This is a genomic window from Pseudomonas sp. COR18, from assembly GCF_048568395.1.
Taxonomy (GTDB): Bacteria; Pseudomonadota; Gammaproteobacteria; order Pseudomonadales; family Pseudomonadaceae; genus Aquipseudomonas; species Aquipseudomonas fuscovaginae_B.
In genome coordinates, this window is the sequence record NZ_CP183808.1 from 4,419,314 (window position 1) to 4,438,613 (window position 19,300).

At 62.0% G+C, this 19,300-nt stretch carries 20 protein-coding genes and 1 pseudogene; 13 read left to right on the forward strand and 8 right to left on the reverse strand.

The window, feature by feature from the left end:
- The first annotated feature begins 249 nt into the window (after positions 1-249).
- From rluC to sppA, 3 genes are read left to right on the forward strand one after another with little or no spacing between them, the layout of a single operon-like run.
- Entirely contained in the window at positions 250-1,206 is a 957-nt protein-coding gene (gene rluC, locus ACM62G_RS20465; RefSeq protein WP_054061148.1) for a 23S rRNA pseudouridine(955/2504/2580) synthase RluC, read from the forward strand.
- Entirely contained in the window at positions 1,196-1,858 is a 663-nt protein-coding gene (locus ACM62G_RS20470) for an HAD-IA family hydrolase (RefSeq protein WP_054063006.1), read from the forward strand. Before rluC ends, ACM62G_RS20470 begins: the two co-directional genes overlap by 11 nt.
- 20 nt (positions 1,859-1,878) lie before the next feature.
- On the forward strand, positions 1,879-2,865 hold the full coding sequence (gene sppA / locus ACM62G_RS20475) for a signal peptide peptidase SppA (RefSeq protein ID WP_054061150.1): 987 nt from the start codon (positions 1,879-1,881) through the stop codon (positions 2,863-2,865).
- Between the two features lie 49 nt (positions 2,866-2,914).
- On the opposite strand, the gene ACM62G_RS20480 is transcribed toward sppA, so the two are convergent.
- Positions 2,915-3,493: a Maf family protein gene (locus tag ACM62G_RS20480; RefSeq protein ID WP_054061151.1), complete on the reverse strand. Its 579-nt coding sequence runs from the start codon at positions 3,491-3,493 to the stop codon at positions 2,915-2,917.
- A 105-nt stretch (positions 3,494-3,598) separates the two neighbouring features.
- Between ACM62G_RS20480 and ACM62G_RS20485 the strand changes: the two genes are divergently transcribed.
- The 9 genes from ACM62G_RS20485 (at position 3,599) to mltG (ending at position 10,960) form a co-directional block, all read left to right on the forward strand.
- Complete coding sequence (locus tag ACM62G_RS20485; protein ID WP_017905764.1) at positions 3,599-4,126, forward strand: YceD family protein; 528 nt, start codon at positions 3,599-3,601, stop codon at positions 4,124-4,126.
- 13 nt (positions 4,127-4,139) lie between these two features.
- On the forward strand, positions 4,140-4,322 hold the full coding sequence (gene rpmF / locus ACM62G_RS20490) for a 50S ribosomal protein L32 (RefSeq protein ID WP_009406838.1): 183 nt from the start codon (positions 4,140-4,142) through the stop codon (positions 4,320-4,322).
- Between the two features lie 3 nt (positions 4,323-4,325).
- Entirely contained in the window at positions 4,326-5,336 is a 1,011-nt protein-coding gene (plsX, locus tag ACM62G_RS20495; RefSeq protein WP_419735420.1) for a phosphate acyltransferase PlsX, read from the forward strand.
- A gap of 138 nt (positions 5,337-5,474) precedes the next feature.
- Complete coding sequence (gene fabD, locus ACM62G_RS20500) at positions 5,475-6,413, forward strand: ACP S-malonyltransferase (RefSeq protein ID WP_419735421.1); 939 nt, start codon at positions 5,475-5,477, stop codon at positions 6,411-6,413.
- 16 nt (positions 6,414-6,429) lie between these two features.
- Positions 6,430-7,170, forward strand: a complete 741-nt coding sequence (gene fabG / locus ACM62G_RS20505) for a 3-oxoacyl-ACP reductase FabG (protein WP_010447167.1) — start codon at positions 6,430-6,432, stop codon at positions 7,168-7,170.
- A 197-nt stretch (positions 7,171-7,367) separates the two neighbouring features.
- Positions 7,368-7,604, forward strand: a complete 237-nt coding sequence (acpP, locus tag ACM62G_RS20510; RefSeq protein ID WP_017905760.1) for an acyl carrier protein — start codon at positions 7,368-7,370, stop codon at positions 7,602-7,604.
- 107 nt (positions 7,605-7,711) lie between these two features.
- A complete protein-coding gene (fabF, locus tag ACM62G_RS20515; protein ID WP_054061154.1) occupies positions 7,712-8,956 on the forward strand; it encodes a beta-ketoacyl-ACP synthase II in 1,245 nt (414 codons plus the stop codon).
- Entirely contained in the window at positions 8,956-9,771 is an 816-nt protein-coding gene (gene pabC / locus ACM62G_RS20520) for an aminodeoxychorismate lyase (protein ID WP_416770021.1), read from the forward strand. Before fabF ends, pabC begins: the two co-directional genes overlap by 1 nt.
- A 1-nt stretch (position 9,772) precedes the next feature.
- Positions 9,773-10,960: an endolytic transglycosylase MltG gene (gene mltG, locus ACM62G_RS20525; RefSeq protein ID WP_054063002.1), complete on the forward strand. Its 1,188-nt coding sequence runs from the start codon at positions 9,773-9,775 to the stop codon at positions 10,958-10,960.
- 190 nt (positions 10,961-11,150) lie between these two features.
- Here the strand turns inward: mltG and ACM62G_RS20530 are convergent, their stop codons facing one another.
- The 7 genes and pseudogenes from ACM62G_RS20530 to ACM62G_RS20560 form a co-directional block, all read right to left on the reverse strand.
- Positions 11,151-12,383 (reverse strand): GTP-binding protein, encoded by a 1,233-nt coding sequence (locus ACM62G_RS20530; RefSeq protein WP_419735422.1) that lies wholly within the window; start codon positions 12,381-12,383, stop codon positions 11,151-11,153.
- A complete protein-coding gene (gene nthB / locus ACM62G_RS20535; protein WP_054063000.1) occupies positions 12,380-13,042 on the reverse strand; it encodes a nitrile hydratase subunit beta in 663 nt (220 codons plus the stop codon). Before nthB ends, ACM62G_RS20530 begins: the two co-directional genes overlap by 4 nt.
- A 41-nt stretch (positions 13,043-13,083) precedes the next feature.
- The gene (gene nthA / locus ACM62G_RS20540) at positions 13,084-13,677 is read right to left on the reverse strand and encodes a nitrile hydratase subunit alpha (RefSeq protein WP_054062999.1); all 594 of its coding nucleotides are present in this window, start codon (positions 13,675-13,677) and stop codon (positions 13,084-13,086) included.
- Between the two features lie 81 nt (positions 13,678-13,758).
- Positions 13,759-15,273: an amidase gene (locus ACM62G_RS20545; protein ID WP_054062998.1), complete on the reverse strand. Its 1,515-nt coding sequence runs from the start codon at positions 15,271-15,273 to the stop codon at positions 13,759-13,761.
- A gap of 188 nt (positions 15,274-15,461) precedes the next feature.
- Complete coding sequence (locus tag ACM62G_RS20550) at positions 15,462-16,328, reverse strand: transporter (protein WP_273825759.1); 867 nt, start codon at positions 16,326-16,328, stop codon at positions 15,462-15,464.
- 85 nt (positions 16,329-16,413) lie between these two features.
- Positions 16,414-17,471, reverse strand: a pseudogene (locus tag ACM62G_RS20555) (phenylacetaldoxime dehydratase family protein).
- A gap of 39 nt (positions 17,472-17,510) precedes the next feature.
- Positions 17,511-17,672 carry a hypothetical protein gene (locus tag ACM62G_RS20560; protein WP_193394203.1) on the reverse strand — a complete coding sequence of 54 codons (162 nt, stop codon included), beginning with the start codon at positions 17,670-17,672 and terminating at the stop codon, positions 17,511-17,513.
- 357 nt (positions 17,673-18,029) lie between these two features.
- Here ACM62G_RS20560 and ACM62G_RS20565 point away from each other — a divergent pair, with 357 nt between their 5' ends.
- Complete coding sequence (locus tag ACM62G_RS20565) at positions 18,030-18,965, forward strand: helix-turn-helix domain-containing protein (protein WP_273825760.1); 936 nt, start codon at positions 18,030-18,032, stop codon at positions 18,963-18,965.
- Positions 18,966-19,300 lie beyond the last annotated feature (335 nt).

Genomic DNA, 19,300 nt, shown 5'->3' on the forward strand with positions numbered 1-19,300 from the left:
TCGGGAGACGAGTGGTTACTCAGTTTCCCGGCTCGCTTCAGGCCTCATGTCACCTGCGCTTGTTACAATCGCGAACCTGCCAAATGTAGCGAAAGCCCCGTAGGACGGCCTCGCGTCCTGATGAATTGCGTGGGTCAGGGTCGGCTGTTTGCCGTTGTTCCGCTGCCCGGCCGCTTTTGGCGGCGTTCGCGACTATAGCAGCAATGATTAAGTGCTTCAATTCCATAAAAAATTGTTATCATCCGCGACATGACGACGACTACCCCCCCGACCTCTGGCGTTCAACTGCTCGAGGTTTCGCCGGAATTTGCCGGCCAACGCATCGACAATTTTCTCCTGGCCCGGCTCAAAGGCGTACCCAAGACCTTGATTTACCGCATCTTGCGCAAAGGCGAAGTGCGAGTGAACAAGGGGCGGATCAAGCCCGAGTACAAGCTGCAGGCAGGCGATATCGTTCGTGTGCCTCCCGTGCGCGTTCCCGAGCGCGACGAACCCGTGCCTGTCGCCCAGGGGCTGCTGCAGCGCCTGGAGGACTCGATCGTGTACGAGGACAAGGCGCTCATCGTGATCAACAAACCGGCGGGTATCGCCGTGCATGGTGGCAGCGGCCTGAGTTTCGGGGTGATCGAAGCCTTTCGTCAGTTGCGTCCCGAAGCCAAGGAGCTGGAGCTGGTGCACCGCCTGGATCGCGACACCTCCGGGCTGCTGATGATCGCCAAGAAGCGCAGCATGCTGCGCCATCTGCACGAGGCGTTGCGCGGCGATGGCGTCGACAAGCGCTACATGGCGCTGGTGCGTGGTCACTGGGCAACCTCGGTCAAGCAGGTGCGGGCGCCGTTGCTCAAGAGCAACCTGCGCTCCGGCGAGCGCATGGTGGAGGTCAACGACGAGGGCAAGGATGCGCTGACAGTGTTCAAGGTGCTGCGTCGTTTCAACGACTTCGCCACCCTGGTCGAAGCCAAGCCGGTGACCGGTCGCACCCACCAGATTCGGGTGCACACCCTGCATGCCGGCCACTGCATCGCCGGCGACAGCAAGTACGGGGATGACGACTTCACCCGGGAAATCCGTGAACTGGGCGGCAAACGCCTGTTTCTGCATGCCTACATGCTGACAGTGCCGCTGCCTGATGGCGGCGAGCTGAAGCTGCAGGCGCCGGTGGATGAAATGTGGGCCAGGACCGTGGAGCGCTTGAGTGCGGGCTGATTACAAACTGCTGATTTTCGACTGGGACGGCACCTTGGCCGATTCCATTGGTCGGATCGTCGAGGCGATGGGCGCGGCGGCAGGGCGCTCCGGTTTTCCACTGCGGGACGAGCGGGCGGTCAAGGGCATTATCGGTCTGGGCCTTCCAGAGGCGATTCGCACCCTTTATCCAGAAATCTCTGACGAAGAGCTGGTAGTTTTTCGTCAACACTACGCCGATAGCTACATCGCCCTGGAAGCGGTACCTTCGCCACTGTTCCCGGGCGTGGTCGAGTCCATGGCGGCGTTCCGCGAGGCCGGCTACCAATTGGCGGTGGCCACTGGCAAGGCTCGTCGCGGGTTGGACCGGGTGTTGAAGGCCCATGGTTGGCTGGATTATTTCGATATCACCCGGGCCGCCGACGAAACCGCGAGCAAGCCGCATCCGCTGATGCTTGAGGAGATTCTCGCCCATTGCGGCGTGCCGGCGTCCCAGGCGCTGATGGTCGGTGACTCGGCCTTCGACCTGCAGATGGCCCGCAATGCCGGAATGGACAGCGTGGCGGTGGGTTACGGGGCCTTGTCCCTGGATGAGTTGCAGGTGTTCGAACCGCGCCTGGCGATCGACAGTTTTCCTGAGTTGCATGCCTGGTTGAATGGCCAGGCCAATTGAGTCTACTGGGGTGAGCACATATGGCTGATGAATGGAATGCACCGTCCAAGGCGAATGCCGACGGCGAAGATAAAAGCTGGAAGCTGCTGGAGCGCACGCTTCAGGCCGGCATCACCGAGCAGCGTCGGGCCCGGCGTTGGGGGATCTTCTTCAAGCTGCTGGCCTTTGTCTACGTGGGAACCGTGTTGGTGATGCTCTCGCCCCTGGTCGATGTGGAAAAGAGCGCCAGTCGTGGCGCTCACTACACCGCGTTGATCGAGGTGCGCGGCATGATCGCGGACAAGGAGTCGGCCAGCGCCGACAATATCGTCGGCAGCCTGCGTACGGCCTTCGAGGATCCCAAGGTCAAGGGCATCATCCTGCGTATCAACAGCCCGGGCGGCAGTCCGGTGCAGTCGGGCTATGTCTATGACGAGATCCGTCGCCTGCGTGGCCTGCATCAGAATACCAAGGTCTATGCGGTGATCTCCGATCTCGGTGCGTCGGGCGCCTATTACATTGCCAGTGCGGCCGACGAAATCTATGCCGACAAGGCCAGCCTGGTCGGTTCCATCGGTGTGACGGCGGCGGGCTACGGATTCGTCGGTACCATGGAGAAGCTCGGCGTGGAGCGTCGCGCCTACTCCTCGGGTGAGCACAAGTCGTTCCTCGATCCGTTCCAGCCACAGAAGGCGGATGAGACCCGCTTCTGGCAGGGCGTGCTGGACACCACCCACAACCAGTTCATTGCCAGCGTGAAGAAGGGCCGGGGTGACCGCCTCAAGGACAAGGAGCATCCGGAGCTGTTCTCCGGGCTGGTCTGGTCCGGCGAGCAGGCGTTGTCGCTGGGGCTGATCGACGGCCTGGGCAGTGCCAGTTCGGTGGCACGGGACGTGATCGGCGAGAAGAAGCTGGTGGACTTCACTGTTCAGGAGTCGCCGCTCGACCGCTTCTCGAAAAAGCTCGGGGCGAGCGTGGCTGAACACCTGGCCATGTGGATGGGTTTCCAGGGGCCGACCCTGCGCTGACAGCCTCTGCGTACGCCCACCGCCATCCTGCGGTGGGCGTGTCCCGGGGTCAGGGAATCTCGACGCCCTCGGCCAGCAACATGTCCACCAGGCGGATCAGCGGCAGGCCGATCAAGCTGGTGGCATCCGTCCCTTCGGTGCTCTGGAACAGGCTCACGCCCAGGCCTTCGGCCTTGAAGCTGCCAGCGCAGTCGTAGGGCTGTTCGGCGCGCAGGTAGCGTTCGATGCGCTGTTCGTCGAGCTGGCGCATGTGCACGGTAAAGGCCACGCAATCGACCTGGCAGCGGCCGCTCTGGCTGTTGAGCAGCGCCAGGCCGGTGAGGAAGCTCACGCGGGCACCGCTGGCGGCCAGCAACTGTTCCCGGGCCGTTTCGAAACGGTGGGGCTTGCCGAGGATGCGCCCGTCGAGCACCGCGACCTGGTCCGAGCCGATGATCAGGTGCCGCGGGTGGCTGGCGGACAGGGCTCGCGCCTTCTGTTCGGCCAGGCGCCGTACCAGCGCTTCGGCAGGCTCGCCCGGCTGGTGGCTTTCGTCGATATCGGGCGAGCTGCACGTGAAGGGCAGGCGCAGGCGGTCGAGCAATTCCCGGCGGTAGACCGAGCTTGAGGCGAGTAACAACGGCAGCATGCGCTTCTCCTGAAGGTGGTCGGCGATTCTATCCACAGGCGAAGCCGACGGACAGGGCTGAATTTCCTTTGACATGGGCGGGTGCATCCCTATAATGCTGCGCCTATGTTGAATGACCCGATTCCACCTCACGTTGACCCGCGCAAATTGGCTGATCGCGGCACCACCCTCCAGGGTGAGCTGCTGCTGGCCGATTTGGAGAGACTCTGCGACCCGCTTTCCGACACAGTCGGTACGGTGCAGGCCAAATTCGTTTTTGAACGAGATGAACGTAAGTCTGTGGTTATCCACAGCTTTATTGACACCGAAGTCAAGATGGTTTGCCAGCGTTGTCTTGAGCTGGTCACCCTGCCGATTCACAGTGAATGCAGTTATGCTGTGGTGAAGGAGGGTGCGAATACCCAGTCGTTGCCGAAAGGTTATGACGTGCTGGAACTGGGCGAAGATCCTTTGGATCTGCAGGCATTGATCGAGGAAGAGCTTCTGCTCGCCTTGCCCATTGTGCCTGCTCATCATCCGGAAGAATGCCAGCAGCCGGCGGGGCTCGACGAGCCCGAACCAGCCGAGGACGAGGTAACGCGGTCCAACCCGTTCAGTGTATTGGCGCAGTTAAAGCGTGACCCAAACGTTTAGGAGTTAATCAATTATGGCTGTTCAGCAGAACAAAAAATCCCGCTCTGCCCGTGACATGCGTCGTTCGCACGATGCCCTCGAGGCCAACGCTCTGTCCGTGGAAAAGACCACCGGTGAAGTTCACCTGCGTCACCACGTTTCGCCAGAAGGCGTATACCGTGGTCGTAAAGTGATCGACAAGGGCGCTGACGAGTAAATCTTGTCCGCTCAGATCATCGCGATCGACGCAATGGGCGGGGACTTCGGTCCCCGCAACATTGTCCAGGCCAGTGTTGCCTGCCTTTCTACTACACCCTCGCTGCACCTGACCCTCGTCGGTCAACCCTCCCTCCTGGAAGAATTGATTGCTGGCTATCCGGCCGTTGATCGTGCGCGCCTGAATATCGTCCCGGCGAGCGAAGTCGTCACCATGGATGACCGTCCGTCCCAGGCCTTGCGGGGCAAGCCGGACTCGTCGATGCGGGTGGCCTTGCAATTGCTGCACGATGACCGCGTCCAGGCGGTGGTCAGTGCTGGCAATACCGGGGCGCTGATGGCCCTGTCGCGCCATGTGCTCAAGACCCTGCCGGGCATCGATCGGCCGGCGATGGTCGCGGCGATTCCGACCCAACGGGGCTACTGCCAGTTGCTCGACCTGGGGGCGAATGTCGATTGCACCGCCGAAAACCTGTTCCAGTTCGCCGTGATGGGCTCGGTGGCCGCCGAGGCCCTGGGCGTGGTGCGCCCGCGGGTGGCACTGTTGAACGTCGGTACCGAGGACATCAAGGGCAACCAGCAGGTCAAGCTGGCGGCGGGGCTGCTGCAGCAGGCGTGCGGCTTGAACTACGTCGGTTTCATCGAGGGTGACGGCTTGTATCGTGGCGAGGCCGACGTGGTAGTCTGCGACGGTTTTGTCGGCAACATCCTGCTCAAGTCCAGCGAAGGGCTGGCGACCATGATCGCCGCACGAGTCGAGGCGCTGTTCCGGCGCAACCTGGCGTCGCGGCTGGTCGGTGCCCTGGCCTTGCCGTTGCTCAGCCGGCTGCGGGCCGATCTGGCGCCGGCGCGGCACAACGGTGCGAGCTTCCTCGGTCTGCAGGGGATCGTGGTCAAGAGCCATGGCTCGGCCGGCGTGCAGGGTTTGCAGAGCGCAATCCAGCGGGCGCTGATCGAGATCCAGGAAAACCTTCCCGAACGCCTGCATGGGCGTCTGGAGGACCTGTTGCTTTAGGCGTTTTGCCCGGCAGGCGCTTACAATGTGACCGCCCGGTTCAATGGGCCATCCAACTGACAGTTTATTGCGTTTCCGTTCGTTGTATTCCGACGGAACGCCAACTCTCCGACGATAAGATCATTAGGGGCTCGTTTCATGTCTACCTCCCTCGCATTCGTCTTTCCAGGGCAGGGCTCGCAGTCCCTCGGCATGCTGGCCGAGCTGGGCGCACAGTACCCGCTGATCCTGGAAACCTTCGCCGAGGCCTCCCAGGCTCTGGGCTATGACCTCTGGGCACTGACCCAGCAAGGTCCGGAAGAACTGCTGAACCAGACCGACAAGACCCAGCCGGCAATCCTCACCGCCTCGGTCGCCCTGTGGCGCCTGTGGCTGGCCGAAGGTGGTCGGCGTCCGGCCTACGTTGCCGGTCACAGCCTGGGTGAATACAGCGCACTGGTTGCCGCCGGCAGCCTGAGCCTGGCCGAGGCCGTTCGCCTGGTCGAGCGTCGTGGCCAACTGATGCAAGAGGCCGTACCGGCCGGCCAGGGTGCCATGGCGGCGATCCTCGGCCTGGAAGATGCCGATGTCGTGGCGGCCTGTGCCGACTCCGCCCAGGGCGAAGTGGTCAGCGCGGTCAACTTCAACTCGCCGGGTCAGGTGGTGATCGCCGGTGCCAAGGCCGCCGTCGAGCGCGCCATGGAGGCCTGCAAGGCCAAGGGCGCCAAGCGCGCCCTGCCGCTGCCGGTGAGCGTGCCGTCGCACTGCGAACTGATGCGTCCGGCTGCCGAGCGTTTCGCCGAATCCGTTGCCGCCATCGACTGGCAGGCACCACAGATCCCGCTGGTGCAGAACGTCAGCGCCAGCGTTGCCGCCGATCTGGACAGCCTCAAGCGCGACCTGCTGGAACAGCTCTACAAGCCGGTACGCTGGGTGGAGTGCGTGCAGTACCTGGCGGCCCAGGGCGCGACCGAACTGGTCGAGTGCGGTCCTGGCAAGGTCCTGGCCGGCCTGAACAAGCGTTGCGCCGACGGCGTCAACACGTCCAACCTGAATACCCCGGATGCCTTCGCCGCCACGCGCGCGGCGCAGGCCTGAATTAGGAGAAGCCTGCATGAGTCTGCAAGGTAAAGTTGCACTGGTCACCGGCGCCAGCCGTGGTATCGGCCAAGCCATCGCCCTCGAGCTGGGTCGCCTGGGCGCCGTGGTGATCGGCACCGCGACGTCCGCCTCGGGTGCCGAGCGCATTGCCGCGACCCTCAAGGAGCACGGCATCCAGGGCACCGGCCTGGAACTCAACGTCACCAGCGACGAGTCGGTCGCTGCCGTCCTGGCGAGCATCACCGAGCAGTTCGGTGCGCCGGCCGTACTGGTCAACAACGCCGGCATCACCCGCGACAACCTGATGATGCGCATGAAGGACGATGAGTGGTACGACGTGGTCGATACCAACCTCAACAGTCTGTACCGCCTGTCCAAGGGCGTTCTGCGCGGCATGACCAAGGCGCGTTGGGGCCGAATCATCAATATCGGCTCGGTAGTGGGTGCCATGGGCAACGCAGGCCAAGTAAACTATGCGGCAGCCAAGGCAGGCCTCGAAGGTTTCAGCCGCGCACTCGCGCGTGAGGTCGGCTCGCGGTCGATTACGGTAAACTCGGTGGCGCCAGGCTTCATCGACACCGACATGACCCGCGAACTGCCGGAAGCACAGCGCGAAGCCCTGTTGACGCAGATTCCGCTGGGCCGTCTGGGCCAGGCTCAGGAGATCGCGCAAGTGGTCGCTTTCCTGGCTTCGGAGGGTGCGGCATACGTGACCGGAGCTACAATTCCGGTGAACGGCGGGATGTACATGTAATTCAAATGTGACGGATTGCTTCAAAAAAATGTCATACCAGCTGTCTAAAATCCGTTATAAAGCTGCAACTTATTGACGGGCAGGGGGACACGGCGGGGTGAAGGCGCAAGCTTTCGGTTGAAAAGCTGAAAAGCCTTTCTATACACTTACCCACCGGCCAGCTGCCTGAATTTTTCCATTAGGAGTGAAAACAAGGTATGAGCACCATCGAAGAACGCGTCAAGAAAATCGTTGCCGAGCAACTGGGTGTGAAGGAAGAAGAAGTCAAGAACGAATCTTCCTTCGTTGAAGACCTGGGTGCCGACTCCCTTGACACCGTTGAGCTGGTGATGGCTCTGGAAGAGGAATTCGAGACCGAAATCCCTGACGAAGAAGCTGAAAAAATCACCACCGTACAAGCTGCTATCGATTACATCAACGCCAACCAGGCGTAATAGTTTGTAATCTTTGCCTGCTGTCATGGAAAAACCGCACTGCCATCATGGCGTGCGGTTTTTTCTTTAGGTGAGGCAAACTGGTCAACAGGAAAAAGGAGAGTGCTGTGTCGCGTAGACGCGTCGTAGTCACCGGTATGGGGATGTTGTCGCCATTGGGTACGGATGTTCCGAGTACCTGGCAGGGCATTCTGGCTGGCCGTAGTGGCATTGGTCTGATCGAACACACAGACCTTTCTGCCTATACCACCCGTTTTGGTGGCTCGGTAAAAGGCTTCAATGTCGAAGAATACTTGTCGGCCAAAGAAGCCCGCAAACTCGACTTGTTCATTCAATACGGCCTGGCAGCCGGTTTTCAGGCGATCCGCGACGCGGGCCTGGAAGTCACCGACGCCAACCGTGAACGTATCGGCGTGGCCATGGGCTCGGGTATTGGCGGTCTGACCAATATCGAGGAAACCAGCCGCACCCTGCATGATTCCGGGCCGCGGCGCATTTCGCCGTTCTTCGTGCCTGGCTCGATCATCAACATGATTTCCGGCTTCCTGTCCATCCACCTGGGTGCGCAGGGACCGAACTACGCCATCTCCACCGCCTGCACCACCGGTACCCACTGTATCGGCATGGCGGCGCGCAACATCGCCTACGGCGAAGCCGACGTGATGATCGCCGGCGGTGCGGAAATGGCCGCTTGCGGCCTCGGCATGGGCGGCTTCGGCGCTTCGCGCGCGCTGTCGACCCGCAACGACGAGCCGACTCGCGCCAGCCGTCCTTGGGACAAGGGCCGTGATGGCTTCGTACTGTCCGACGGTGCCGGTGCCCTGGTGCTCGAAGAGCTGGAGCATGCCAAGGCACGTGGTGCGACGATCTACGCCGAACTGATCGGCTTCGGCATGAGCGGCGACGCCTACCACATGACCTCGCCACCCGCCGATGGCGCCGGCGCGGCACGTTGCATCGCCAACGCCCTGCGTGATGCCGGGATCACCCCGGACCAGGTGCAGTACATCAACGCCCACGGTACGTCGACCCCGGCCGGTGACATCGCCGAAGTCGAGGCGATCAAGACCGTGTTCGGCGAGCATGCCCACAAGCTGGCGGTCAGCTCGACCAAGTCGATGACCGGTCACCTGCTGGGTGCCGCCGGTGCGATCGAGGCGATCTTCAGCGTCCTGGCCATCGCCGACCAGGTGGCGCCGCCGACCATCAACCTCGACGAGCCGGACGAAGGCTGTGACCTCGACTTCGTGCCTCACGAAGCACGGCGCATGCCGATCGACGTGGTGCTGTCCAACTCCTTCGGGTTCGGTGGCACCAACGGTTCGCTGGTGTTCCGTAGGTTCGCCGAGTGATGCAGAGCTGGGTCGACGGTCAGCCGGCTGATTCGTTGCCGCTCAAGGACCGCGGCCTGGCCTATGGCGATGGTCTGTTCGAGACCATCGCCGTCAGGGGCGGGCGCCCGCTGCTGCTCGAACGGCACCTGCAGCGCCTGGCCGACGGCTGCCGCCGACTGGGTTTCGCCGCCAATCAGGCAGTGATTCGCAGCGAACTGCTGGTCTACAGCGCCGCACTGGGCGAGGGTGTGCTCAAGCTGATCCTCACCCGCGGCGACAGCCTGCGTGGTTATGCCGCGGCGGCCGATGCGCAGCCGCGGCGCATCCTGCAAGGCAGCCCGCTGCCGACTTATCCACCGGCCCTGCAGAACCTGGGGATCCGTCTCTTTCCCTGCACCACCCGTTTGTCCGAGCAGCCGTTGCTGGCCGGTCTCAAGCACCTCAACCGGCTGGAACAGGTCATTGCCCGTAGCGAATGGCAGGATGGCGAGCATGCCGAAGGGCTGATGCTCGATGCTGCCGGGCGGGTGATCGAGGGCGTGTTCAGCAACCTGTTCCTGGTCAGCGATGACGTGCTGCGCACAGCCGATCTGAGCCGTTGCGGCGTGGCCGGGGTGATGCGTGCCGAATTGCTGGACCAGGCCCGGGACCTGGGTATCCCTGTGGATATTTCGGACATCAGCATGGAGCAACTCCGGCAAGCTGATGAGGTCTTTCTCTGTAACAGCGTTTACGGCGTCTGGCCGGTTCGCGCCTTGGCCGATCTGAGCTGGTCGGTAGGGCCGCTCACCCGTAAACTGCAAGGCATTGCCCGCGCGCTATTGGAAGTTTGAATTGAGACGTAAATTCTTGTTGCTGCTGCAGACGGGTCTGGTGCTGGCGGGATTGCTGCTGGGCGTATCGGCCTGGAAGATCCACTCCGCGCTGGAGCAGACTCTCGACCTGAAGCAGGAGCAACTGCTCGACGTGCCGACCGGTGCGACCCCAACCGGTACCTTCAACCGCATGGAGGCCGAGGGTACCCTGCACGATGCCTTCTGGCTGCGCCTGTACTGGCGCTTCAACATGGCCGGGGTGCAGTTGCACAGCGGCGAATATCGCCTCACTCCAGGCATGGATGTCCGCACCCTGCTGGGCCTCTGGCAGCGTGGCGAAGTGGTGCAGTACAGCCTGACCCTGGTCGAAGGCTGGAACTTCCACCAGGTACGCAGTGCGCTGGCCAAGCAGGAAAAACTCCAGCAGACCCTGGCTGGCCTCAGCGACAGCGAGGTCATGGCCAAACTTGGACATAAGGATGTGTTCCCGGAGGGGCGTTTCTTCCCGGACACCTATCGTTTCGTACGCGGGATGACCGATGCCGAGCTGCTGGAAAAGGCCTACGATCGCCTGCAGAGTGTCCTGGCCCAGGAATGGGAAAAGCGTTCGACCGATGCGCCTTACACCGAACCCTACCAGGCGCTGATCATGGCGTCGCTGGTGGAGAAGGAGACCGGCGTACCCCAGGAACGCGGGCAGATCGCCGGTGTCTTCGTCCGCCGGCTGCAGCTCGGCATGCTGCTGCAGACCGATCCGACGGTGATCTACGGTCTGGGTGAGCGCTATACCGGCAAATTGACCCGTGCCCATCTGCGCGAGGCCAACCCCTACAACACCTACCTCAACGTCGGCCTGCCGCCGACGCCGATCGCCATGGTTGGTCGCGAGGCGATCCATGCCGCATTGAACCCGGTGGAGGGCAAGAGCCTGTACTTCGTCGCCCGCGGTGATGGCAGTCACGTCTTCTCCGATGACCTGGACGCCCATAACAACGCGGTGCGCGAGTTCCAGCTCAAGCGCCGGGCTGACTATCGCTCCAGTCCGGCGCCGTCTCCGGCTGCGGGGGCTACGGTGAATCCGGCGCCGGGCGCTGAAGCCAAGCCTGCTGCACCGGCCCAGGATGCCGCCGAACCTGAGGCAAAACCGGCCACTGCTCCGGCAGAAGTGCCGCCTGCTGGTGATACCGAGGCAAAAGGCGGCCAGTAACCCGGCTCAGTCTCCGGGGGCCGGCCGGTTCTGCTGGCCGCGGGCGCCCCTCGGCAATCGGCAACTCAACGGTTCGTGGCATCAGCCCAGCTATTCGTCGATCATATCGGCCGCTTGCTGCGTCGTCTGGCTGGTCCGGGTGGCCAGCTTGCGAACTTCATCGGCGACCACCTCGATATCCCACAGCCCGTCATGGGCATGCCGACCAGGCCCCGCTGTCGATCGCTGACGCTCCCGACAGGGTTTGCCAGGCCAACGGGCCGGCAGCGATTTCCTCTGCACTCAGCAGGCAGTTGTCGAGCTCGCGCTGCAGCCGGTGGGTATCGAGATCCTGGCCGATGAAGACCAACTCCTGTCGGCAGTCGCCGACAACGCTGTCCCACTTGGTCATGATGCTCTGCATCCGATAGTCGTCCCGGGGCCATTGCGAAGGCTCGATGAAATTCCACCAGCGGCCGACATAGTCCCACTGGAATTGCCTGCCGCTTTGAACCAGCAATCCGGTTTCCAGGTATCGGCTGGCGAGCCAGAAGTAACCCTTGCAGCGCAATAGTTGCCCGTTGCTCCAGGGGCGGGAGAGAAAGTCGAGCAGGCGTTGGGGGTGAAAAGGGGCACGCTCGCGGTACACCCAGGAGGTCACGCCATAGGTTTGCGACTCGGAGGACGGGGTGTCCGTGTCCTCCATCTTCCTCATCCAGCCCGGTGATGTGGCAAGGCTGGGCAAGTCAAACAGCCGGGTACCGAGAATGCTGGATAACTCGACGTTACCGTGAGCGATCGGCACGATCCGGGCGCTCGGATTAAGACCGGTGAGGATGGCATGCACGGCCTGGTAACCCGGTTCATCGAGCAGGTCCAGCTTGTTGACGAGAATGACGTTGGCGTACTCCACCTGTTCGATCAGAAGATCCGCCAGATGGCGCTTGGGCGCCTGTTCATTCGCGTCGTTGCGGGCAATGCTGTCGGGTGACTCGAGCAACGCCTGGAAACGGCTGCCATCGACCACCGTCACCAGGGTATCCAGCCGTGCCAGTTCACTGAGGCTGAAGCCCTTGTCGTCAAGAAAGGCGAATGTTTCCGCGACCGGCATCGGCTCAGAGATACCCGTGGATTCGATGAGCAGGTAATCGAAGCGCTGCTGACGCGCCAGGCCGCTGATCTGCTCCAGCAGGTCGGCGCGCAGCGTGCAGCAGATGCAGCCGTTGCTCATCTCGATCAACTCATCGCTACCCCGGTGCAGCGACACTTCGCGCTGCACCTCTTCGGCATCGATGTTGACTTCGCTCATATCATTGACGATAACCGCCACTTTCAGGCCTTCGCGGTTGCGCAGGACATGGTTGAGCACGGTGGTTTTGCCGGCGCCGAGGAAACCCGAAAACACCGTTACCGGAAGTCGGCCCGCCTGGGCGCCGTCAATCATGCGCTCACCGCTTGCGGGTGGGGAGCCTTGTCCAGGTAGCTTTCGAAAAGATCGACCACCACGAAACCATCGTCCGCGGCATCTCCCCACAGGTCTTTCACGCGAAACTCGACGTGATAGGTCGGCTGATGCACTGCATTCAAATCGCCATGGCCAATCGAGTCCGGGAACGGCCACATTTGCGAAGTCCGGTGCAGGACCACGCCTTCCTTGCCACGCACGTAGGCTGGCATGCGGATATGCCCCGCCACGTGCTCGTCCCGGACCACCACCCGGTCGCCTGCTTCGAAGGGTGGCCGACCGGTGATCGCCGGGCGTCCCTTGGCCTGGGCGGGGTTCGCCAGCTTGAAGTGAGACCCCAGGGCCTGATCAAGCTCCGCCTGGGTGATGACACCTGTTTCGACCAACAGCGTGGCGGTAGCGATGACATAGCGTTCGTAGTACTGGGTGCCGACATGCTGGCGGACATCCAGGCGTTCGACGGCATGACGTACCTCGTCCACGCTGAATTTTTTCAAGTGATCGACGCCGATGAACATCAGGCTGTAGGCCAGGTGCTCCCAGTCCTGCTTGAACACGGGCTTGTAGCTCAGACTGTTGATTGCATGGGGGACTTTGCCAAAGCCCTGGAAGCCGCCGAGATCGTGGAAACCATCCATCGTGAATACCTCTGAAAAGTGAAGGAAACAAAGCGTCCCGGCTACGCCACGCGCGGCAGCGCCACGCCGATCAGGACATCCTTGGTGACCAGTTTTCGAAGTGCCTCTTCATCCATGGACTCGCTGCCCCGAGGCCGGACCGGCAACACCAGGTAGCGACTTTCAGCCGTGGTATCCCAGACCTTGACGGTGACCTCGTCCGGCAGGTCCGTACCCAGTTCCCGCAGGACGGTGCGTCCTTCTCGAACCAGGCGGGCACGGAATTCGAAGCCCTTGTACCACTCCGGTGGCAAGCCGAGGACGGGCCAATTGGTGCAGGAGCACAGGCTGCACACGATCACGTTTTTCAGCGTGGGCGTGTCCTGCAGGGCAACGATGTATTCGCCCTGAGGGCCGGTGTAGCCGAACTGGGCGCATGCGGCGGTGCCGTCCCTGAGCAGCCATTCACGAAATTGCGGGTCCACCCAGGCCTTGGCCACGACCCGGGCGCCATTTTCCGGGCTCCATTGGTGTGCCATCAGTTGGGTCATGTGTTCGATGTAACCGTCGGGGATCAGGTCCTTTTGCTTGAGCACTTGCAATAACGCATGGGCCCGCTCGCCCGGGGTCGAGGTGGTGCGTTCAGGTGAGTTCATCAATGGATTCCTCATCGTTGAGCTTCGAAGCAAACGCTTCACGGCTTTTATCGGTTTTTTGCGCTGCACGGGACGCGCCGGCTAACTGTTTTTCCAGTCGACCGACGCTTCGAACGCAGCGGCGGCCTGGTAAATCGTGCCTTCGGCATAGTGCTTGCCGACCAGCATGAGCCCGACCGGCAAACCCTCCACCCGGCCACAGGGAATTGACATGGCCGGGTGGCCGGTGATGTCCTGGGCCGAGGCATTGCCGATCATTTCCAGCGCCCGAGCCACGTATTCGGTGATCGAGCAACCCGGCTCCGGGTGTGGCTGGGCGAGGATCGGCACGGTAGGCATCACCAGCAGGTCGTAGCGGGCCAATGCCGCGTCATAGCCGGCACAGGCCAGGCGCCGGAGGTTTTGCGCCTTGGCGTAGAAGCGGCCGTTGTAGTGCTGAACGCCGTATTGCCCGACGAACATGCACAGCTTCAGGGATGCGGACAGATCATCCGCCTCATCGCGCCAGCCGACCTGCTTGTCCAGCAAGGGCAGGTCATACAGCCCCTTCCAGTTAAAACCGGCGCCGTTGCCATGCATCATCTGCATGGTCAGGCCCTCGCAGCCGATGGGGTGCCACAGCGAACCGGCGATCGTGTGCTCGGGAACGGAGACTTCCTCGACCTGTGCGCCGAGCCGCGCAAACTGCGCGATTGCACTGCGTACCGATGAGGCCACCCGTGGATCCAGGTTGGGCAGTTCAAAGCCTTCCTTCAGGATGCCGATCCTGAGTCCGTCCACGCCCCGCTCCAAATAATCGCTGTAGCGGTCGACCCGCGGCGCGGCCTGGCGAGGATCGAGCCCGTCCGCTCCCGCCATCACCTCCAGCATCAACGCGTTGTCGCGCACATTGGCGGTGATGGGGCCGGCATGGTCGATCGTCGACTCGATGGCCATGATTCCGGTGTAGGGCACCAGCCCATGGGTCGGCTTCATGCCGTAGGTGCCGCAGAACGCCGAAGGAATCCGGATGGACCCACCCTGATCACCGCCCACCGCCAGGTCGACTTCGCCCGCGGCCACCAGGACCGCGCTGCCGGAAGAGGAACCACCGGAAGAAAAACCCTGGCGGTGGGGGTTGTGCACCGGCGCTGGATCAGAGGTGTGGCTGCCGCCGGACAGGCAGTAGTGTTCGCATGTCGCCTTGCCGAGGATGGTTGCCCCGGCATCGAGCAATCGGCTGACGACAGTGGCGTCGAAGGAAGGGACGAAGCCTTCCAGTGGCTTGGCACCATTCATCATGGGCACGCCGGCCAAGGAGATATTGTCCTTGAGGGCTACGGTCTTGCCCGCCAGCTTGCCCTCGCGGGCGCCGTTGACTTCGGTACGGAAATACCAGGCGTTGAACGGGTTGTGCTCAGCCGATGGACGATAGCCTGAACTGCGTTCGTAGCGTATCGGCGGGATGAAGTCGGGCAATTCGTCAATCAGGTCATAGGCGTCGAAGCTGGACTGCATGAGGGCCAGGTATTCACTGGCCTGCTCGCGGTCGAGCTGCATGTGCAGGCTGCTCGCGAGGTCCAATAGCTGCTCAAGGGTGGGGCGAACGATTGCCATGATGGGACTGTCCTTATCGTAAGTGGCCGAATGGCACTGCCTACTCGTCAGATGGGTGGGGCTGGTGCTCAAGATAGTCCGTATTCCCAGCCCCGGGCTTGGTTGAAAAAGACATCGACTTGGTCGAGCCGGACGCCTGCGCGCCAGAACGGCAGGGGGCCGTGGTCGTTGTCCGGTGGGCGCCTGGGTCAAAACACGTGCGCGTAACGCAGGTTCATGCGCCAGTCTTCCCTGGCACCGTTGTCCACCGAGAGATCCTTGCCCAATTGCAGTTGGAGCTGGTCCGTGGGAGTGACGAACTGGGTGGCCGTCAGACGGAAGTTGGTGGTGCCCAACTCGTTATCCTGATTGACGTGCCCGACGCTCGTCTCACCGCCCCAGGTGCGCCCCAAGCCGATACCCAATGCGGTGGTGGCGTCTGGCATGTAACGCCCCATGATCTGTGCTGCGTAGGAAACGTCCTGCTTCAAGCGCACGGCATTCGCCCCATAGTCGGTGTTGTCGCCATACCAGGTGGCGCCGCCGACCAGGTCCACCGCCCATTTCTCCGTGAAGTGCTTGACGTAGGCACTCTGAAGCTCGAATTTCCAGCGGTTTTCGCCGATGTTGAGCGCGTCGTCCTTGTCATAGGTGCCCGTAGGGACATACAGGTAGGGGGCGATACTGAGGGTGTCGCGGGCCTCGTTGAGCCGCCACTTGACCGGCGCGGTCAGGATCAGGTCGCCAACGCCGTGGGTGCTGCCCAGCGCCGAGGCGTCACCTGCGCTGGAGACGTGTCCGAAAGGCAAAAGGAACTGCGGGTCGATGGTGACGGTGTCACTGAGTGCGTAGACATGCAGTAGACGCAGGATGCCGATGTCCGAACTCAACCTGAAATCAGAGCTGGCCTTGTGCCCGTTGGTGTAGGCCGAGTCCGTGGTGGCGTGCTGGTAATAAATTGCGCCAATGGTCGCGCCGACCGGGTATTGCTCGTAATCGCCAGGGGCCACTTCACCGGCATTCACCTGGAGCGCGGGTAACAGGGTGGAAAGTGTCAGCAGTCGGATCTTGTTCATCATTTATTCCTCGCACAGGGAGGCCGTGCCACCCGAGGAGAGTGGCAAGGAGGCTGAAATGGGGGGATGTAAACGCTGATGGACTTCAGGTGGCTGGCGGCAGCGCGTCGCGCAACATGCCGGTCTGCGAGTGACAGTTGATGTACTCGAATACCTGGCTCCTGGCGTCCGACACGGACACCTCGTGGTACAGCCGCAATTTTTTCAAACCCGCGGCCACGCGAAAGAACGTGACGAAAATACGCAGATGGGTAGGGTGCGATTCTGCCCAGCGCTCGAGTTTCTCGACCGAGCGCCAGTGACCGATGTTGTAGCTCAGGTCGAGAAAGTTGCCGTCCATATCGATGTTGCGCACGAACCGGTTGCTGTAGCAGCCCAGGGGCCGCCGTTATCACGCAGGAAATCCATGCCGTCCTGCAGGGTCGGCAGAATTTCGTCGAGGTACAGCGAGCGCTCGTCTGCCTCGGCATCCGCCCAGTCCTGGCCGGAGCGGATCAGGGTGAGGTTGTCATGCCCCAGGACCACGACCCGACCACCTTTGGCGGGGTCCCCCGCGACCACTTGCAGCTCACTCGTGGGCTGCATCCAGTCTGTCTGGGAGAGCGGGAAGCGGTCGCGCATCGAGCCCCAGTAACCGTGTTCTTCGATCTCGCCACTGATCGCATCCATGACCGCGCCGACACCGGGCAGGTGGTCCTGGAAGGCATACAAGGTCTCGAACTGCTCGGCGCGCGGGGCGGTGATTTCGCGGAAGTAACCAAGGCCTTCACCCAGGCGCTGCGGCGAATTCCACCAGTCATTCACCGAGGGTGAACGCAACCAGCGACAGTGGGCGGCAGGGTCTTTCCAGTATCCGACCACAATCAGGTTATCAAAGCCGCTGCTATCGGTGTGGTGGGTCAAGTCATGGGTCTGGGGGCCATCGACCAGGCTGAAACTGCCGACGATGTGACGCATCGCCTGCAACGCGGCCTCGCGCTGGGCGTCGCCGCGATATTGCACGCCGAGGTAGGCCATCACCACCTGTTCCAACTGCTCGCCAGCGCGTGCAACCCACATGGGAAAGGGTGGCTGGTACTCGTCGGGTACCCGGCGAGACAGGGTGCGTGGGCATTTGAGATGTTTGTCGATTGCAGATTCCATCTTGCGCTCCTCGTTATTTTCGTTCAGGCCTGCGGGGTTTCAGCGCTTGAGCGGCTGGTCGCGCTTGGCGATCTGCCGCCGGTGCAGCAGCTTCATGGCCCCCCATTCAATCAACCAGTAGGCCGACTCTTCAGGCGCGAGGTCGCGCATCTGCAGAAGCCAGGAGCAATCAGCCAGTCGTTGTGAACCGTGTCGATGCATGGCGTGCCTCGTCAGAAGGGTATGAGCTGCTGTGAGGTGGAAATTAGGCTGGACGGCGAGGGGACGCTTTGTTTGACGAGACAACCGTTTGGTTGGAAAAGACAAGGCTGAAAATGACCTTCCCATGGTCCGCATTGGTGCATCTGGCCCGACTGTGTGACCTGCCGTGCTTCCCGATGGGGAGGGCGGTGCAGGCAGCGGCACCGCAGCCAGGCGAAGCTCGCGATGGAAGTTGCACGGCAGCGCACTGAGGGAGTTCCGCAACTGCCTGGCCTGTTAATTGCTATCGGTGGCTGAAGATTGGCTGCAAGTCAAAACTTCCCGCGCGCCTATTGCATCGTTGTCGAGGTCAGTGTCATGAACCCGAGCGCTCAGTATTCGACCCTTGCCGTATCAGCATCCCGTCGCTTTGATTACTGGAAGGAGGTGGTGTGTCGCCATTGTCTGGCGGCAGATAGCAAACCCCTGTCCCAGAGCAGTTTTGATGGCCAGCTCGCAGTCAATGCCATCGGCGATCTGGACATCTTTTCGCTGTCTTCGCCGCTGCATTACTGGGAACGTTCCGAACGGCACCTGCGCAGCGGTCCGGCCGAGGATTTATGGTTGGGCTTCTCCCGCAATGGTCATGGACAAATCGAGCAGGGCGGAAGAAAAGCCAGCCTGGCCACCGGAAGTTTGTTTCTTTACGACGCAACCCAGGCGTTTCGATTCAGTTTGGGTGGTACCGAAAACCACCTGGTCCGTGTTCCTCGGGCCTTGTTGACCGAGCGTTTGCCACGGGTGGCCGATTACACCGCGATGGTCCTCGACGACCGGCGTCCCGGCGTCATTCCATTGCGTGAAATGTTGCGTCAGGTGGTGAGCGCACCGAGGTCGTTGGAGGATGAGCGCATCTCGAATCGTTATACAGGCGCATTGATTGACTTGCTGGTGATCAGCCTGGAACTTCAGGACCTGAAGACCACCCACCAGGAATTGGACCTCTACGGCCGCATCATGCAATACATCCGGCGGCACCTGACCGAGCCGGACCTGTCGATCGACGTCATCGCGCAAGCCCACAATGTATCCACCCGCACCGTTACGCGGGCGTTCGCGCGTCACCAGAAGTCCCCGGTCGCAGAAATCTGGAAAGAGCGCCTGAACGCGAGCCGTGAAGCGATCGAGCGCGGACAGGTGCGTACGGTGTCGCAAGCGGCGCTGGAGTTCGGGTTCTCTGATTTCTCCCATTTCAGCCATGCGTTTCGCAAGGCCTTTGGCGTGGCGCCCAATACGCTTTTGCAGCGCAACTGAGAGGATTCGCCCGAGGCCGCCCTTAGGGCCCGGGTAGCGCTCGACCGGCCAGGATCGAGCGCGGGTACACGGTATGGTCGCCGCTTTTACATCCTGAAGTACGAGCCATCGCCGGAGCCACGACGCAGGTGCGTTGTGTCGTCGCGACTTCTGCGTTAGCATGCCGGCCTTTCTTCCACCACGCAGCCAAGGAGACCATCATGCAAAACACCGCATCTTCCCTGGCAGAGCGCGCCCAAGCTTGAATTCCCCCGTGCCCGGCATCAGTGCCGCGCATGTCGAATGGCCTTCGGCCCCGGCTCTGCCCTAGCCAATTCATCTGTTGATTTCGTTTT

Bases quoted from the DNA above. Each gene is read 5' to 3' on its own strand.
- fabG (WP_010447167.1), top strand. From the start codon at position 6,430: ATGAGTCTGCAAGGTAAAGTTGCACTGGTCACCGGCGCCAGCCGTGGT.
- ACM62G_RS20485 (WP_017905764.1), top strand. From the start codon at position 3,599: ATGTTGAATGACCCGATTCCACCTCACGTTGACCCGCGCAAATTGGCT.
- ACM62G_RS20550 (WP_273825759.1), bottom strand. From the start codon at position 16,328: ATGAACAAGATCCGACTGCTGACACTTTCCACCCTGTTACCCGCGCTC.
- fabD (WP_419735421.1), top strand. From the start codon at position 5,475: ATGTCTACCTCCCTCGCATTCGTCTTTCCAGGGCAGGGCTCGCAGTCC.
- pabC (WP_416770021.1), top strand. From the start codon at position 8,956: ATGCAGAGCTGGGTCGACGGTCAGCCGGCTGATTCGTTGCCGCTCAAG.
- sppA (WP_054061150.1), top strand. From the start codon at position 1,879: ATGGCTGATGAATGGAATGCACCGTCCAAGGCGAATGCCGACGGCGAA.
- ACM62G_RS20480 (WP_054061151.1), bottom strand. From the start codon at position 3,493: ATGCTGCCGTTGTTACTCGCCTCAAGCTCGGTCTACCGCCGGGAATTG.
- ACM62G_RS20565 (WP_273825760.1), top strand. From the start codon at position 18,030: ATGAACCCGAGCGCTCAGTATTCGACCCTTGCCGTATCAGCATCCCGT.
- ACM62G_RS20545 (WP_054062998.1), bottom strand. From the start codon at position 15,273: ATGGCAATCGTTCGCCCCACCCTTGAGCAGCTATTGGACCTCGCGAGC.
- rluC (WP_054061148.1), top strand. From the start codon at position 250: ATGACGACGACTACCCCCCCGACCTCTGGCGTTCAACTGCTCGAGGTT.
- nthA (WP_054062999.1), bottom strand. From the start codon at position 13,677: ATGAACTCACCTGAACGCACCACCTCGACCCCGGGCGAGCGGGCCCAT.
- acpP (WP_017905760.1), top strand. From the start codon at position 7,368: ATGAGCACCATCGAAGAACGCGTCAAGAAAATCGTTGCCGAGCAACTG.
- rpmF (WP_009406838.1), top strand. From the start codon at position 4,140: ATGGCTGTTCAGCAGAACAAAAAATCCCGCTCTGCCCGTGACATGCGT.
- ACM62G_RS20560 (WP_193394203.1), bottom strand. From the start codon at position 17,672: ATGCATCGACACGGTTCACAACGACTGGCTGATTGCTCCTGGCTTCTG.
- ACM62G_RS20530 (WP_419735422.1), bottom strand. From the start codon at position 12,383: ATGATTGACGGCGCCCAGGCGGGCCGACTTCCGGTAACGGTGTTTTCG.
- nthB (WP_054063000.1), bottom strand. From the start codon at position 13,042: ATGGATGGTTTCCACGATCTCGGCGGCTTCCAGGGCTTTGGCAAAGTC.